The organism is Roseovarius sp. Pro17 (assembly GCF_035599575.1).
Lineage (GTDB): Bacteria > Pseudomonadota > Alphaproteobacteria > Rhodobacterales > Rhodobacteraceae > Roseovarius.
Map to the genome: position 1 here is coordinate 3,536,747 of NZ_CP141179.1, position 14,946 is coordinate 3,551,692.

Below are 14,946 nucleotides of genomic sequence, written 5' to 3' on the forward strand. Positions count from 1 at the left end.
GGCCCGAGCGATTAATTCCCAAAAGCAGCCCAAAACAGCACCAGCGCCCCTACTGCGGCCAAAAAGAAGCCCCGTCGGGAAACATCCGAGCGGGGCTTCATGCTTTGTGTATTCTAAGTCGTGCTTAGTGCTTCTTTTTGCCCTTGAGTGGGGCCCAGATCCGTTTGTTCGTCAGATAGAGCAGAACCGACAGAAGCGTCAGGAAGAGAACGCCTGAGAGGCCCGCAAACTTACGCGCCATCAGCTTGGGCTCGGCCGTCCACATCAGGAATGCCGCGACATCCTTGGCCTCGCTTTGCACATCGGCAGCATGTCCGTCATCGAACTCGACGTCGTCGCCATAGAGAGGCGGCGCCATCGCGATCCAGCTACCGGGCACGGTATGGTTGCCATGTTCGTCCTTGCACTCGTCTGGATAGCCGCCGGCGGCGAAGGCTGCGTTATAGCTGCCCTCAAAATCTTCGGGCGCGCAATCGGGTGCCTCGTGATAGGCGGTCAGCAGGGTATAGATATATTCGGGGCCACCCATGCCCTTGACGAACTGATTGATGCCGCTGCCGTAGGGGCCGTGAAAACCAGCCCGCTTTTTCGCCATCAGCGAAAGGTCGGGTGCCGTCTCCAGTCCCGATCCGGGGAAATGGTCGGATGGCTTGGCCTCGCGGTAGTCGTCCAACTCGGCGTCGAATATCTCGAACTGACTGGCATAGGCACGCACCTGATCTTCGGGCAGGTGCGGTCCGCCTTCGTCATGCAGCGTGCGGATCGGCACGTATTGCAGGCCATGGCAGGCCGCGCAGACCTCGGTGTAAACCTTGAGCCCGCGCTGAAGCTGGAGCGGATCAAACTTGCCGAACGGCCCCTCGAAGGAGAAATTGACATCCTCGATATGCGCCTCGGCACCGGCAGCCATTGCCGCGCCGCCCGAAAGGGTCAGCGACAGCGCAACGGCGACGGGCGCGCCAAATTTACGGAACATTGCGTTCATATTCTTGCTCCTCATTCGGCGGGTTTGACGATGGTATGGGTGCCACCGGTCTGCGCGTCGTAATGCGCGTTGAAGTCGTCCTCAATGGTCGCCGGGATCGGCTGCGGCTTCTCGATCACGCCCAAGAGGGGCAGAAGGATCAGGAAATACGCGAACCAATAGGCCGACGCGATCAGCGAGATGATCGCATAGATACCCTCGGCGGGCATCGCCCCCGCCCACATCAGGACAAAGAAATCCAGCACCAGAAGGGCAAACCACCATTTGAACATCGGGCGATACCGGCCCGACCGCACGCTGGACGTGTCCAGCCACGGCGCCAACGCCATGACCGCAATCGCCCCGAACATCGCCAACACGCCAAAGAACTTGGCATCGACGATACCGCCGGTGATCCAGCTAGTCGCCATCACAACCCACACGTCCGAGGTGAAGGCCCGCAGGATCGCGTAGAATGGCAAGAAATACCATTCCGGCACGATATGCGCAGGCGTCACAAGCGGATTTGCCTCGATGTAGTTGTCCGGGTGGCCCAGATAGTTGGGCATGAAGCCGACGATCGCAAAGAATACGATCAGGATAACGCCCAGCGCAAAGAGGTCCTTGATCACGAAATAGGGCCAGAACGGAACGGTATCCTTTTCCGCTTCGGCCTTGGAAGTGCGGCGCACTTCGACACCTGTTGGGTTGCTATTGCCCGTGGTGTGGAACGCCCAGATATGCACGACGACCAGCGCCGCAATGATGAAAGGCAGCAAGTAATGCAGGCTAAAAAAGCGGTTCAGCGTGGCATTGTCCACTGCAGGCCCACCCAGCAACCATGTCTGGATCGGCTCGCCGATGAACGGGATCGCGCCAAAGAGGCCGGTGATGACCGTGGCACCCCAGAACGACATCTGACCCCAGGGCAGGACGTAGCCCATAAAGGCCGTGCCCATCATGCAAAGGTAAATCAGCATGCCGATGATCCACGTAACCTCGCGCGGGGCCTTGTAGGAGCCGTAATAGAGACCGCGAAAGATGTGCGCATAGACCGCAACAAAGAACAGCGAGGCGCCGTTCATGTGCAGATAGCGGATGAAATGCCCACCGTTCACGTTGCGCATGATATGCTCGACCGAGGCAAAGGCCATATCGACATGCGGCGTGTAATGCATCGCCAGAACGATGCCGGTAGCGATCTGAAGCACCAGCGTGAATGCCAGAACAATGCCCCAGATCCACATCCAATTGAGGTTCTTGGGCGTCGGAATCATCAATGTGTCATAGAGCAGACCAACGATGGGCAGGCGGCTGTGCAGCCACTTTTCGCCCCGTGTTCCCGGCTCATAATGATCGTGCGGAATACCAGCCATGTTTATGTCCCTATCCCAGTTTGATCGTTGTTTCGTCGGCGAATTCGGCGATGGGAATCCACAGATTCTCGGGCGCTGGCCCTTTGCGGATGCGTCCGGCAGTGTCGTAATGTGACCCATGGCAGGGGCAGAACCACCCGCCGAAATCGCCCGCACCATCACCGATGGGAACGCAGCCCAGATGAGTGCAGACACCGATCATGACCAGCCATTCTTCGGCGGCGTCGCCTTCGGCACCCGGCACGGCAATGGTGCGGTTCGCGTCGGTCGCGGGCTGCACGCCATCTAGATTCGGGTTTTGCGATGTGGGGTCGATCAGACTGGCGACATCCACGTCGCGCGCGGCGTCAATCTCGGCCTGGCTGCGGCGGCGAACAAACACCGGCTTGCCCAGATATTTGACCGTGATCTGCGTGCCGACGGCGACATCCGCGACATCGACCCGGATTGAGCTGAGGGCCTGAACATCCGCGGAAGGATTCATCTGATTGACCAGCGGCCAGATGGCGGCACCGGCCGCGACCGTGCCGGCACCGGCAGTCGCGTAATAGAGGAAGTCCCTCCGGTTGCCTTCGTGATCGTCTGCGTGGGACACGAGGTTTACTCCATTCTCAAGGGCAATGTTGCCAGCCCAATATGGGTTCTGAGCCGCAGGAGTCCCGCGACCGTTCCGAGACGGGTTTTAGCGAGGGTTTTCCAGCCCGTCCAGTGCGCAATGCCGCATAACGTGCAGGGGCGCGCATGTGTCGCGCTTGAGCCGGGGGGCCGCGCGGTGTAAGACCACCCATAATACAGCCGCCAAACTTGAAAGCGCCCTTGCCATGTCTCACCTGATGCCGAACCTCATCAAGACCGCGGCTGCTGCCGCAATGCTGATGGCCGCCTCGCCTGCCGCCGCCGAGCTGGAGCTGAGCCTTTATCTAGGCACGCAGACCGCCAGCGACAGCGACGCGTCGGGTTATCTGCCGGATGGAACGCCGTTCAACCGCAATGTGGACTGGAAGGGTAAAGCCTTTGAGAACCCTTATTATTATGGTGGCCGCGCGATGTGGTGGACCAACAGCAATCTCGGTTTCGGCATCGAGGGCACCCACACCAAGGCCTATGCCAGCGCCGCCGACCGCGCCGCGATCGGCGTTGATCGGCTGGAATTCACGGATGGACATAACATCTTTACCGCTAACGTGATGAAGCGGTTTCCCGACGCCTTTGCCGGCAGCAATTTCACGCCCTATGCCGGGGCCGGTATCGGTATCGCCGTGCCGCATGTCGACATTCTAGCCTCCGGCGCAAGCAACCGCACCTATGGTTATGAGACGACCGGCCTTGCCCTCCGCGGTATCGCGGGTATGAAATACGCGCTGAGTGACAACTGGTCGCTGTTTGGCGAGTATCAGATCGTGTGGTCCGACAACGATGTGACGATCGATCCCGATCCCGGCGAAACCCCCGGCAAATTGCGCACCGAATTGCTGACACACGCCGTTAATGTCGGCATCAGCTATAATTTCTGAACGGCCCGCTCACTGACGCCGCGACCAACCCGGCCTAGTCAGGCCGGGTTTTTTGCATCGAATCGCGCTGATTAAATTTGGCGTGCCACGCGGCCAATTGCGGGCGCTCGGCCTTCCACTCGCGGTCCGGCTGGCGAAAGTCGATATAGCTCAGCGCGCAACCGACGGCGATCTGACCCACATCCAGTGGCCCGGCCAGATGGCTGATCCACCGCGACTCCAGTGCATCCATCGCCGACCTGATCTTGGCCCATTGCGCATCGATCCAGCCGTCCCACTGCTTGTCGGCAGGGCGCATCCGCACCTCGTAGATCATCGCGACCCCGGCATCCATGATTGCATCGCCCGTCGCTTCCAGCGTCAGAACCTCCCACAGTCGCGTTTCGGGATAGAGCGTGCCGCCCGCCTGCGCGTCCAGATATCGGCAAATCACCCGACTGTCGTATAGCACCGGGCCGCTGTCGCGGATCAGTGCCGGGATCTTGCCCAGTGGATTGGCGGCCGCAACAGTCGCATCGGTCTGGACCGGCGTGGTGGTGACGATCTGCATCTGGACCGAATCGGTCGTGCCCAGCTCGTGCAGGACAACCGCGACCTTGCGCGCGAAGGGGGATGTGGGGCCGGTAAGCAGTTTCATCTGAGGCGCTCCTGATTGTATGTCGCCGCAGCGTAGGAGCGTGCCAAGGCGCTGTCTATACCGCCCCACGCATCAGGGCCGAGAGCATCCGCACCTCCTGCCCCATGCCGTAGGCATCGACGTGATCGGCGGCGCTAAGGCGCACCTCCTCGGGCTTGTTCTGGTTTAGCTTCCACGTGCCGTGGATTTCCGCGACACGCATCCGGCAGGGCACGATCTGGCGCATCATCCGCTCCAACACGTCCGGCGTCATCTTGGCCGCCGTCCATGGCGTTTTCGGTGCCAGCCGCGCCTCGAACTCGGCTGATTGACGATCCAGTAGATCGCGCAGCTCCGCCTCGGGGCGTTGTTCAACCTCGCCCACCAGATGCACAGCAACGTAATTCCAGGTCGGCACCTGATCCTCAACGCCATACCAGTCGGGCGAGATATAGGAATGCGGGCCCTGAACGGCGAGCCGCGCGGCAACAGGCGCCTTGGCCGCCCGCGCGATAGGATTCGAGCGCACGAGGTGAAAATCGACCACATTCCCGGCTTCGTTCAGAATGAAAGGAATATGGCTGAGCAGCGGTGCACCCGCGCTCGCAATAGCCAGCATACCAAACCCCTGCTCGCGCGCGAAATCGAGGTTAAACTCGCGCGTCACGCTGCGATATATCGGGTTCGGATGCACCCTTTAGGCCGCAACCAGCTGCGCGCCGCGCGTGCCGGTGATGTGTGCGAGCACTATCTGACCCTCCGGTCGCGGCGCATCAAAGGCGACCTCGGTAAACTGCTCGGTCCGACCCATATGCGGGCTCTCCATCAACACCGCATGATCGCGGCCCACCTGAGCGCTCAGATGCTTCGTCACCTGCGCCTCACCCGCTGCGCGCAGCCGCGCCGCGCGATCCTTGATGGCGACGCCATTGACCTGAGGCATCCGCGCGGCAGGCGTGCCGGGGCGAGGTGAGTAGGGAAAGACATGCAGCCATGTCAGATCACATTCGCGCACCAGAGCGAGGGAGTTTTCGAAATGCGCCTCGGTCTCGGTTGGGAAACCGGCGATGATATCGGCGCCAAAGGTCATCTCGGGGCGCAGTTTGCGCGCCTCTTCGGCAAAGGCAATCGCGTCATCACGCAGATGCCGACGCTTCATCCGCTTGAGGATCAGGTCGTCGCCATGCTGAAGGCTCAGATGCAGATGCGGCATCAGCCGCGCCTCGGTTGCGATCGCCTGCATCAGATTGTCGTCCACCTCGATCGAATCGATCGAGCTGATGCGCAGGCGTGGCAGGTCCGGCACCAGACGCAGGATGCGCATGACCAGATCGCCCAGTTTCGGCGCGGCGGGCAGGTCGGCGCCCCAGCTGGTCAGATCGACACCGGTCAGCACCACCTCGTTATAGCCGCGCTGCACCAGCCGCTTGATCTGGTCCACTACAACACCTGCGGGAACGCTGCGCGAATTGCCGCGACCATAGGGGATGATGCAGAACGTGCAGCGATGATCGCAGCCGTTCTGCACCTGCACATAGGCGCGGCTGCGCGTGCCGAACCCGTCGATCAGATGCCCGGCGGTTTCGGTCACAGACATGATGTCGTCCACCTGAACAGGTTCGGTCCCGAAATCACCGGCAAGGCCCGCCCATGTACTGGCCTGCATCTTTTCGGTGTTGCCGATAACGGTGTCGACCTCAGGCATGGCGGAAAACGTCGCAGGCTCGGTCTGGGCGGCACAGCCGGTGACGATGATGCGCGCGTTCGGGTTGTCGCGGCGCAGGCGGCGAATATCCTGCCGTGCCTTACGCACAGCCTCAGACGTCACGGCGCAGGTATTGACAACGACCGCGCCCTCCAGCCCCGCCTCGGTGGCCAGTTCTTTCATCGCCTCGGTCTCGTAGGCGTTCAAACGGCAGCCGTGGTTCGAAAAGATCGGCGCACTCATGTCGCATCTGCCAGAAATTCGGGTGTCAGCACGCCGTTGGCCACATGCATCGTCGGCCCGGTCATCCAGACGCCATCCTCGCGCCAATCGATATCGAGGCGACCGCCATCCAGATCAACCCGCACCTCGCGCCCGGTCAGACCCCGCCGCGCGGCGGCCACAGCAACGGCGCAGGAGGACGAGCCGGAGGCAAGCGTCACGCCAACGCCCCGCTCCCATACGCGCATGCGGATGTGATCCGGGCCGGTCACGCTGGCGACCTGCACATTCGTGCGCTCGGGGAACAGCGGATGATGCTCGTAACGCGGGCCGAATTGCTCCAGCGGAATCGCCTCGGCATTCTCGACGAAAAACGTGCAATGCGGATTGCCCATGCCGGTGGCGACCGGGCCACCCTCGATGGGCAACTCCAGCGTATCCATCTGTTCGGCCAGCGGGATATCCTGCCAGTCCAGCTGCGGCGCGCCCATATTAACTGAGGTCAGCCCGCCGCCCGCATCCCGCGCATAGAGATCCCCGCGCTGCGTCGTCAGGTGCAACGCATCCTTGCCGCTTTCGTTCATCAGATACCGCGCGATGCAGCGTGTGGCATTGCCGCAGGCGCCCGCGATACTGCCATCGGCGTTCCAGAAGGTCAGATGCGCATCGCCCTCACCAACCGTGATGACCGCCAGCTGATCAAAGCCAATGCCCCGATGCCGCTCGCCCAGCAGTTTGGCGAGGCCCGGCGTCATGGCAACGTCGCGCACACGCGCATCCAGCACGACAAAGTCGTTGCCCAGCCCGTGCATTTTCATAAAGGGCAAACTAGTATCGCGGCGCGTATCCATGTCCGGCGCTATACCCCCTCGCCGGAAATGAATCCAGAGATTGCGCGGCCTTGTCGTCGCAATTGGGGTTGACCCCCGGCGGCGCTCTTTCTAATTACGCCCGCAGTGGGCCCTTAGCTCAGTTGGTAGAGCAACTGACTTTTAATCAGTGGGTCGCAGGTTCGAATCCTGCAGGGCTCACCACTTATTCAGACACTTGCAGTGCAGCATCTTGACACGCCGCGCCCTCATCCGCGCGCCTGCCCGACAAATAGCGCCAGCGTCGCCTCGACGTTTTCGGTACCATGCAGCGGGCTGTCGTGCAGAAAATCCCGAAACGCCCTGTTGAAATGCGCCTGATCGCTGAACCCGGCCTTTAACGCGATTTCAGACAGCGACGCACCCTTGCGTTCGAGAACCGCGTTCAAGGCTTTGGTCACCTGCAAGACGCGACAAAACCGCTTGGGCGTTAGCCCCGTCAGGTTATGAAATCGCCGGCGAAAGGTTCGGTTGGACAGGCCCAGATCGGTGCAGAGCGCCGAGATTCGAAGCGCGCCGTCAGCCTCTTCCATCCGTCGCACAGCCTCCAGCAAATCGGGCGGCAGAACGCGCGCGCCGCCGACGAGATCGCTCAGAAAGGTGGTCATCAAGCTCAGCGCTACGTCGCCTTCGATATGGGGCGCAGTATCCATGAGTGGCTGGAGGGGGGTCTGTAGCGCAGGATTCAGTTTATCCGGGGCGATGGCCGTGTCGATCGTCGCATCACCCGCGATGCCCAGCAACTGATATTGGCCGAACGGCTGGAATTCGACGGCAATCTGCCCCGGCTGTCCGCTGATCCGGCATCCGACGCGCGCGTTTACGACCTGCCCAGAAGAGACCACTCTGCCGTCGCTCTCGGTATCAAAGACGAGGCTGTCGTCGACATAGCCCGTCCATCGACCGCGCCAGACCCAACTGAGATAACAATATCCCGTCGCACAGACATCGAACGTAAAATCCAGATTTTCGCAGGTATCGGCCCGCATAATCCGGCGCACATAAGGCGTCAGCCGCTTCGGAACTGGAACCAGCTTAAAGATGTCCGGGTTGCCAGAAGCAGGCTGTTCCTGGTTGGTCATCTTGCGCGGTGCCACCTTATGTTGATCGACGCATATTCAATTTGATCCTTTTGCGTCTTCTTCTGAGCCAGAAAGAACGGGAAAGGCCTACACTCCTTCGATGCGGTGGGTGTTTTGCATTGGTCTGTAACTTAGATTTGATGCAAAGCGCTTTGGCCTGTCCGATTTCTTCAATACCCTATCTTAGCTGGCGAATACCGTCAGGTCATCATCGGGCTTATTTGCCCGCATCTGGGAAAGGTCTTTGACGCTGCCCTGTAAGGCCGTTATTTTTTATTAGGCGCCGCTGCTTTTGTAGGGCGGTCCAGACAGCACCGGATGATACGGTTTGCAGTCGGCGCCACCTTTACCTCACCTCATCTCGGCGCAATGCCGCCAGAATCGTCTTGGCTGCGCGCGTCGTGCCCGGGATGCTCTGCATGTTGTCCGAAATCCCTCTAAGGCGGCGACGCATCGCGACATCGCCCAGCATCGCAAGGATTTCGGCGCGCAGTGATTCGGCACTCCATCCGGCGCGATCAATGCGGCGGCCTACGCCCGAATCCTCGGCGCGCTGCGCGTTGTCATGACCGTCCCAGCAATAGGGCATCACCAGCGATGGCACCCCATGATAGAGTGCTTCGCAAAAGCTGTTGTTGCCGCCATGATGAATCACCAGTGCCGCCTGCTCAATCACCGAGGGCTGGGGGAACCAACTGCCCAGATGCACATTGTCGGGAACCGATTCATACGCCTCGATCAGACCGCCGACATTGACCAGAAACCGGGCCGGGATGGTCTGAAACACCGCCAGCATCCGCTTGATCAACACAGTATCCACGGCCCCGAGCGAGCCAAAGCCGACATAGACCAGCGGCCCGCTATCGACGGCGAAACGCGGCAGTTCATAGTGATTCTCGCGCCGCACGCAGCCTTCGAGATATATGAACCGCTCGCCGTCCAGCGGCTGCGCGCGGTCGTAGCGCACAGCCTCGGGCGCCAGCAGCAGGTTCAGCGACGACGACGGCTCAAGAAAGAGCCCGGACGGTAAGCCGGGCAATCCACAACGCTTGCGAAAGGCGTTATAGTGGCGGTGCACGTCACGTGTCGCATCAGCGTAGGCCTTGACGAACGCATCGGTACCAGCATCGCCCGGCGCGAGGCCGGACAGATAAGGCGGCACAGCAGGATCGGGAATCTCTGTCTCGGCGCAGGACACGATGCGTATCCAAGGGCATCCCGCATTGGCAATGGCGGGGAACATAATGACGTTGTCCAGCACGATGGCGTCGGGCCTGATTTGGGCCAGCAGACGGGCCAGGTCGTCTTCGGCGGCGATGACGGTCTCGACGATGGCCTTCCATGTGGGGCCGACATAGGTGGGCAACTGCGCCAGCGGGTCGAGGTCGAAATGCGGCAGGTGCGTATTGATAAAGTCCTGCCAATAATCCTCGATCGACTCAGCGCTACTGCCGGGATGCTCGGGCAGGTGATATTCTTTAAAACCGTATTCGGCAAAGACGCCCGTGAACCCGGCATGACAGATAAACACCGGATTCGCCCCTTGCCGCTGAAGCTCCTGCGCAATGCCGACGCAATTCAGAGCCGCACCAAAGCTGGCCTCGGGGAACAGCGCGATCTCGGGGCGGCGGGTCATGTGCGTGGCCCTCGGGCCAGCGGCGGGATGCCGCGATTTGCCGCCTGCGGCTTGCGAATGCGCGAGCGGCGCAAATGCACGATGATCTGGTCCGCCGCCAGTTGAAACTGGTTGCGTTCAAGGCTGTCGAGAATCTCCAGATGCTCCAGCGTGGCCTGTTTCAGCCGAAATTCCGGGATAGCCGTGCTTTTCTGTGATGCCTTTCGCAGCCGGTGATGCGCAGTCAGGCTGCCACGCAGGAAACGGTTGCCCGAACATTCGGCGATCAGCGTATGAAACTCGATGTCGATGCGCCGGAACGCGGCAGGCGTCAGCCGCCCTTCGCCTGCACCCAGAAAACCATTCATCTGCTCGCGCACCAGACCGGCGCGTTCGGAATCGAGCGTGAATTCAGGCGCGATGATCGCCTGCGGCTCCATGGTCAGACGAAAATCAAAGCTGTCCTCCACGGCGGCAGGGGAATCGACCATCGGCTGGAATGCCCATGCCCGCCCCGGCAGTTGGCGCACAATGCCATCCTTGGCCAGTATCTTTAATGCATTTAGTACAGCCGCACGTGGAACGTTATAGCGTCGCGTCAGCGCGCTGACCGATTGCACATCGCCAATCCGGCGCTCAGCTCGATCCGAAAGGATCTGGTGCGCGACGGATTTCTCGGTATCCTCCAGCGCTCGGATCACCGCCGAAATCTGGTCCGCGGAACCGAGCGTCAGAAAATACCCCTCTTCCTGCCGCCATTGCAGAATATCACGCTCGTCCAGTATCTTGAATGCTGACCGGATAGGCGTTCGCGACACACCGCATGCTTCGGAAAACATCTGTTCGGGCAGGTGATCGCCGGATTTCAGCCCGCGCGCCAACGCCACGCTGAGTATCTTTTGCGCCAGCGCAAGGTGGTTCTGTCTGACATTTCTGCGCGTCTCGGTCAGGGCGACCCGCCTTTCCCCATGGGCAAGCCCGATAATGCGGGCCAATTGCAAAAAAGAACACTGAATACAGTTTGACGTATTTTTGCCAGTCTTAGTACTGTTGCGGAAAGTGGACCTGATTGTCCACCAATAACCAAAACGATGCGGCAGGCCATGATGCCACCGCACACCGACAGCGAAATGGAGGAATAATATGTTTGGACAATTCAGGATCATCGGCGCGGCAGCGATAGGCACAGGGCTGGCGCTATCGGCCAATGTGGCCGGCGCCGAGCAGTTGGTGGTATCGAACTGGGACGGCTACATGGCCCCCGACGCCATCGATGCCTTTAATGAGGCGACCGGAAACGAGGCCGAACTGGTGCTGCACGGCACCAACGAAGAGATCATGGGCAAACTGATCGCCTCCAAGGGCAAGGGTTATGACGTCGTCTTTGTCTCGTCTCCCTTTGCCGAGGTGCTGCACAATCTGGGCCTTGCCGAAGATCTGGACCACGCCAAGATTCCAAACCTCGCTAACCTCTACGATCAGGCGACGCAGTTGTCGCATGACGAGGGCAACACATTCTCGCTGCCCTATGCGTGGGGCACGACGGGTCTTTGCTATCGCTCGGATCTGGTCGAGGGCACGCCGGACAGCTGGAACGACCTGCTGAAACCGACGGACGCGCTGAGCGGCAAGACGACCATGCTGGCGACCGACCGCTGGCTGCTAGGTGCGGCGATGCTGGCGAACGGCTACTCGGTAAATACCACCGACGAGGATGAATTGGCCACCGTCCGCGACCAACTGATCGAGACCAAGAAGACGCTGCTGGCTTATGACGACACCACCTTCTACGCCAAGCTGGTATCGGGCGAGGCCGAGCTGGTTCAGGCGTGGGACGGCTGGTGCAACTACGGCATCGCAGAAAATGCCGACATCAAATATGTGATCCCCAGCGAGGGATCGGACCTCTGGGTCGACACCATGGTGATCCTCAAGAATTCCGAGCACAAGGATGCCGCCTACGCGTTTGTCGATTTCATCCTCGACCCCACCAACCACGGCTGGGCCGCCGAGAACATCCTCTACAAGGTGCCGAACAAGCCGGCGATGGAGGCGTTGTCCGAGGATTTCGTCACGCAATTCCCGAACATGGGCATGGCCCCGGATGAGCTGATGAAATACGAGCAGCTGCGCGATGTCGGCGAGGCCCAGCGCGCCTATTCCCGCATCGTGTCCGAGATCAAGGCCAACTGATCCACACCCTGCCTGACCAGACCCGAGGGAGGCGCGCCGCGCTTCCCTCACTTACCTGAAAAGCGCCGCATGACCGACCGCAAGCCGCTATACCTGATGACGCCCGCGTTGGCATGGCTGACCGCCTTCATGGTGGTGCCGTGCCTGCTGATCCTTGCGTTGGGGTTCTTTCGGCGCGGTATCTATGGCGGCATCGAATACACCTTTACGATGGAAAACATCGCGCTGGTGTTTGACCCGCTCTATGCAGGGATTTTCCTGAAATCGGCGTGGATCGCGGGGCTGTCGGCAACCATCGCCGTGGTGATCGGATACGCTGCCGCCTACGCCATTGCCGCGGCGCCGCCGCGCCGTCAGGCGACGCTGCTGTTCTTTGCTGTGCTGCCGTTCTGGTCGAACTACCTCGTGCGAACCTACGCGTGGATCGTGATGCTGAACCGCGAGGGGCTGGTCGCCGGAGTCGCCACATGGCTGGGATATGACGGTGAATTACCCAAGATGCTCTATACCGAAACCGCCGTGGTGATTGGCCTCGTCTATAACTACCTGCCCTTCGTGATTCTGGCCTGCTACGCGCCCCTGTCGCGCCTCAACCCAGAGATCGCCGAGGCGTCGCGCGATCTGGGTGGCGGTGGCTGGACGACATTCCGCCGGGTGATCCTGCCGATGACAGTGCCGGGGATCGCGACGGGCTTTGTCTTTGTCTTTGTCCTCAGTATCGGCAATTTCGTGACGCCGGCCCTCTTGGGCGGCGGGCAGTTCCAGATGATCGGAAACCTTGTCTATGCGCAGTTCCTGACGGCGAATGACTGGCCCTTTGGCGCGGCGCTGTCGATGTTTCTGATCGCGATCATGATGGGCCTGCTGACCCTTCAGACCTTCGCGACCGAGCGTGCCTCTGGCGCGCGGCGGGAGGAGTAGGTCATGCGCGGCACCGCCAACCCGAAACTGATGCTGATGATCCTCTCGGCAGTTTTCGCGTTCCTCTACATCCCGATCTCCGTCCTTTTTGCGCTGTCGTTTAACGAGGGCGGATTGCCGACCGCATGGACCGGATTTTCGGTCAAATGGTACGGCGAGCTGTTCCGCAACAGTGACATCATGGGCGCGGCACTGAACACGCTGATCGTCGCAATCATATCCACCATCCTCGCCACGATCCTCGGCACGCTGCTGGCCGTGGGCGTCGAAATCCGCCGCCGCAAAGGGCGCTTTTTGGAAACCATCATCTTTGCCCCCATGATCATCCCCGACATCGTATTGGCCATCGCGCTGCTCAGCTTTTTCTCGCTGCTGAATGTCACGATGGGCCTGCATACAGTGATCGTCAGTCATGTCGTCTTCAACCTCGCCTTCGTATGCTCGGTCGTGCGCGCACGCCTCAAAACGTTCGACTGGTCAATCGTCGAAGCGTCCACCGATCTGGGCGCGCCGATGTTGGTCACCCTCTGGCGCGTTGTGCTGCCCGTCATGTTGCCCGCCGTGATCGCGGGCGCGCTGCTGGCGTTCACCCTGTCGCTGGATGAATTCATCATCGCGTTTTTCACCGCCGGGGCGGGCCGCGATTCCATCACACTGCCGATGCAGATCTTTGCCATGATCCGCTTTGGCGTCACCCCAGAAATCAACGCGCTTGCCGCCATCGTGATGACCGTATCGGTCGTTATTTTAGCCCTTTCGCAGCGCCTGAACCGTGGAGGGCTACCGGGACAATGAGCCAAGCGTTGCTATCCATAAAAGGTGCCCAGAAACATTTCGGCTCCGTGCGTGCCATTGACGGGATCGACCTCGATATCCATGAGAACGAGTTCTTTGCCCTGCTCGGCGCGTCCGGCAGTGGCAAGACGACGTTGCTTCGGATGCTGGCCGGGTTCGAGATACCCGATGCCGGTCAGATCATCCTTGATGGCAAGGATGTGTCCAAGGTTCCGCCCAATCACCGCCCCGTAAACCTGATGTTTCAGTCCTACGCGCTGTTCCCACATATGAGCGTGGCACAGAACATCGCCTACGGGCTGGAGATGGAAAAGCTACCGAAGGCGCAGATCAAATCCCGCGTCGATGAGATCCTCGAAGTGATCCAGCTAAGCCATCTGACCAAGCGCAAGCCCGACCAGCTATCGGGTGGCCAGCGCCAGCGTGTGGCGTTGGCCCGCGCGCTGGTCAAACGCCCCCGCCTGCTGCTGCTGGACGAGCCGCTGGGCGCGCTCGATAAAAAGTTGCGCGGTGAAATGCAGCTGGAGCTCAAGCGCATTCAGAGCGAATTCGGGATCACCTTCATCATCGTCACCCACGATCAGGAAGAGGCGCTGGTGATGGCCGACCGTGTCGCCATCCTCAAGGACGGCAAACTGCTGCAATCAGGCACCCCGCGCGAGATTTACGAGCATCCCGCCAGCCGCTTTGCCGCCGATTTCATCGGCGTGATGAACTTTTTCCCTGTGCGCGAGAAGGGCGGCAAACTGATCGCCGAGGACGGCAGCACCATCGCCGCCGAGATGCCCCTTAGCACCGGGCAAAATGGCGTCGCCGCCGTGCGGCCCGAACGCCTGCGCCTTGGCGGCGAGACGGGCGAGAACAGCATCATCGGCACTGTCGTCGCCACCGCCTATCATGGCCTCGACCTGCAAGTGCATCTGAAAACCCGCGCCGCGCCCGAGCCGATCCTGATGCGCCTCACCGCCGATGCAGCCGAGGCGCGCCCGTTGGTCAAAGGCGACCAGATCACCGTCCACTGGGCCGCCCGCGACACCCGCGCCTTTGCGCTCTGACACCTCAAGACCCCGACAA

15 protein-coding genes and 1 tRNA gene are annotated in these 14,946 nt (G+C 60.7%); 6 read left to right on the forward strand and 10 right to left on the reverse strand.

Translation table 11 applies throughout. The annotated features are described in order from the left end of the window. Positions 1-124: 124 nt before the first annotated feature. Genes U3654_RS17085 through petA form a run of 3 tightly spaced genes read right to left on the reverse strand, consistent with a single transcriptional unit; the run spans position 125 to position 2,935 of the window. The gene (locus U3654_RS17085; protein WP_416384602.1) at positions 125-976 is read right to left on the reverse strand and encodes a cytochrome c1; all 852 of its coding nucleotides are present in this window, start codon (positions 974-976) and stop codon (positions 125-127) included. A 20-nt stretch (positions 977-996) separates the two neighbouring features. Further along, complete coding sequence (gene petB / locus U3654_RS17090; protein WP_324752729.1) at positions 997-2,340, reverse strand: cytochrome b; 1,344 nt, start codon at positions 2,338-2,340, stop codon at positions 997-999. Positions 2,341-2,350: 10 nt separating this feature from the next. Beyond that, a complete protein-coding gene (petA, locus tag U3654_RS17095; protein WP_324752730.1) occupies positions 2,351-2,935 on the reverse strand; it encodes a ubiquinol-cytochrome c reductase iron-sulfur subunit in 585 nt (194 codons plus the stop codon). Between the two features lie 226 nt (positions 2,936-3,161). On the opposite strand from petA, the gene U3654_RS17100 reads away from it, so the two are divergent. Further along, on the forward strand, positions 3,162-3,854 hold the full coding sequence (locus U3654_RS17100) for an outer membrane protein (RefSeq protein WP_324752731.1): 693 nt from the start codon (positions 3,162-3,164) through the stop codon (positions 3,852-3,854). Between the two features lie 34 nt (positions 3,855-3,888). Here U3654_RS17100 and U3654_RS17105 read toward each other — a convergent pair whose 3' ends face one another. Genes U3654_RS17105 through dapF form a run of 4 tightly spaced genes read right to left on the reverse strand, consistent with a single transcriptional unit; the run spans position 3,889 to position 7,248 of the window. Further along, a complete protein-coding gene (locus U3654_RS17105) occupies positions 3,889-4,491 on the reverse strand; it encodes a glutathione S-transferase (RefSeq protein WP_324752733.1) in 603 nt (200 codons plus the stop codon). A gap of 55 nt (positions 4,492-4,546) precedes the next feature. Beyond that, a complete protein-coding gene (locus U3654_RS17110; RefSeq protein WP_324752734.1) occupies positions 4,547-5,164 on the reverse strand; it encodes an FMN-binding negative transcriptional regulator in 618 nt (205 codons plus the stop codon). 3 nt (positions 5,165-5,167) lie between these two features. Then, positions 5,168-6,418, reverse strand: coding sequence for a tRNA (N(6)-L-threonylcarbamoyladenosine(37)-C(2))-methylthiotransferase MtaB (gene mtaB / locus U3654_RS17115; RefSeq protein ID WP_324752735.1), 1,251 nt, complete (start codon positions 6,416-6,418; stop codon positions 5,168-5,170). Further along, positions 6,415-7,248: a diaminopimelate epimerase gene (dapF, locus tag U3654_RS17120; protein ID WP_324752736.1), complete on the reverse strand. Its 834-nt coding sequence runs from the start codon at positions 7,246-7,248 to the stop codon at positions 6,415-6,417. The genes mtaB and dapF overlap by 4 nt, the downstream gene beginning before the upstream one ends. A gap of 107 nt (positions 7,249-7,355) precedes the next feature. Between dapF and U3654_RS17125 the strand changes: the two genes are divergently transcribed. Further along, positions 7,356-7,431, forward strand: a tRNA-Lys gene (locus U3654_RS17125). 44 nt (positions 7,432-7,475) lie between these two features. On the opposite strand, the gene U3654_RS17130 is transcribed toward U3654_RS17125, so the two are convergent. From U3654_RS17130 to U3654_RS17140, 3 genes are all read right to left on the reverse strand, one after another. Further along, entirely contained in the window at positions 7,476-8,348 is an 873-nt protein-coding gene (locus U3654_RS17130) for a helix-turn-helix domain-containing protein (protein ID WP_324752737.1), read from the reverse strand. Between the two features lie 346 nt (positions 8,349-8,694). Next, complete coding sequence (locus U3654_RS17135) at positions 8,695-9,984, reverse strand: glycosyltransferase (protein WP_324752738.1); 1,290 nt, start codon at positions 9,982-9,984, stop codon at positions 8,695-8,697. After that, a complete protein-coding gene (locus U3654_RS17140; RefSeq protein WP_324752739.1) occupies positions 9,981-10,850 on the reverse strand; it encodes a GntR family transcriptional regulator in 870 nt (289 codons plus the stop codon). Before U3654_RS17140 ends, U3654_RS17135 begins: the two co-directional genes overlap by 4 nt. 256 nt (positions 10,851-11,106) lie before the next feature. Here U3654_RS17140 and U3654_RS17145 point away from each other — a divergent pair, with 256 nt between their 5' ends. The 4 genes from U3654_RS17145 to U3654_RS17160 all read left to right on the forward strand — a co-directional run bounded on the left by U3654_RS17145 (position 11,107) and on the right by U3654_RS17160 (position 14,927). Beyond that, positions 11,107-12,156 carry a spermidine/putrescine ABC transporter substrate-binding protein gene (locus tag U3654_RS17145; RefSeq protein ID WP_324752740.1) on the forward strand — a complete coding sequence of 350 codons (1,050 nt, stop codon included), beginning with the start codon at positions 11,107-11,109 and terminating at the stop codon, positions 12,154-12,156. Positions 12,157-12,225: 69 nt separating this feature from the next. Then, a complete protein-coding gene (locus U3654_RS17150; RefSeq protein WP_324752741.1) occupies positions 12,226-13,077 on the forward strand; it encodes an ABC transporter permease in 852 nt (283 codons plus the stop codon). Positions 13,078-13,080: 3 nt separating this feature from the next. Next, positions 13,081-13,872, forward strand: a complete 792-nt coding sequence (locus tag U3654_RS17155; RefSeq protein ID WP_324752742.1) for an ABC transporter permease — start codon at positions 13,081-13,083, stop codon at positions 13,870-13,872. Continuing rightward, positions 13,869-14,927, forward strand: coding sequence for an ABC transporter ATP-binding protein (locus U3654_RS17160; RefSeq protein ID WP_324752743.1), 1,059 nt, complete (start codon positions 13,869-13,871; stop codon positions 14,925-14,927). The genes U3654_RS17155 and U3654_RS17160 overlap by 4 nt, the downstream gene beginning before the upstream one ends. Positions 14,928-14,946 lie beyond the last annotated feature (19 nt).

Excerpts from the sequence above, each read along its gene's own strand:
- U3654_RS17085 (WP_416384602.1), bottom strand. The coding sequence starts at position 976 with ATGTTCCGTAAATTTGGCGCGCCCGTCGCCGTTGCGCTGTCGCTGACC.
- petB (WP_324752729.1), bottom strand. The coding sequence starts at position 2,340 with ATGGCTGGTATTCCGCACGATCATTATGAGCCGGGAACACGGGGCGAA.
- U3654_RS17100 (WP_324752731.1), top strand. The coding sequence starts at position 3,162 with ATGTCTCACCTGATGCCGAACCTCATCAAGACCGCGGCTGCTGCCGCA.
- U3654_RS17105 (WP_324752733.1), bottom strand. The coding sequence starts at position 4,491 with ATGAAACTGCTTACCGGCCCCACATCCCCCTTCGCGCGCAAGGTCGCG.
- mtaB (WP_324752735.1), bottom strand. The coding sequence starts at position 6,418 with ATGAGTGCGCCGATCTTTTCGAACCACGGCTGCCGTTTGAACGCCTAC.
- dapF (WP_324752736.1), bottom strand. The coding sequence starts at position 7,248 with ATGGATACGCGCCGCGATACTAGTTTGCCCTTTATGAAAATGCACGGG.
- U3654_RS17130 (WP_324752737.1), bottom strand. The coding sequence starts at position 8,348 with ATGACCAACCAGGAACAGCCTGCTTCTGGCAACCCGGACATCTTTAAG.
- U3654_RS17135 (WP_324752738.1), bottom strand. The coding sequence starts at position 9,984 with ATGACCCGCCGCCCCGAGATCGCGCTGTTCCCCGAGGCCAGCTTTGGT.
- U3654_RS17145 (WP_324752740.1), top strand. The coding sequence starts at position 11,107 with ATGTTTGGACAATTCAGGATCATCGGCGCGGCAGCGATAGGCACAGGG.
- U3654_RS17150 (WP_324752741.1), top strand. The coding sequence starts at position 12,226 with ATGACCGACCGCAAGCCGCTATACCTGATGACGCCCGCGTTGGCATGG.
- U3654_RS17155 (WP_324752742.1), top strand. The coding sequence starts at position 13,081 with ATGCGCGGCACCGCCAACCCGAAACTGATGCTGATGATCCTCTCGGCA.
- U3654_RS17160 (WP_324752743.1), top strand. The coding sequence starts at position 13,869 with ATGAGCCAAGCGTTGCTATCCATAAAAGGTGCCCAGAAACATTTCGGC.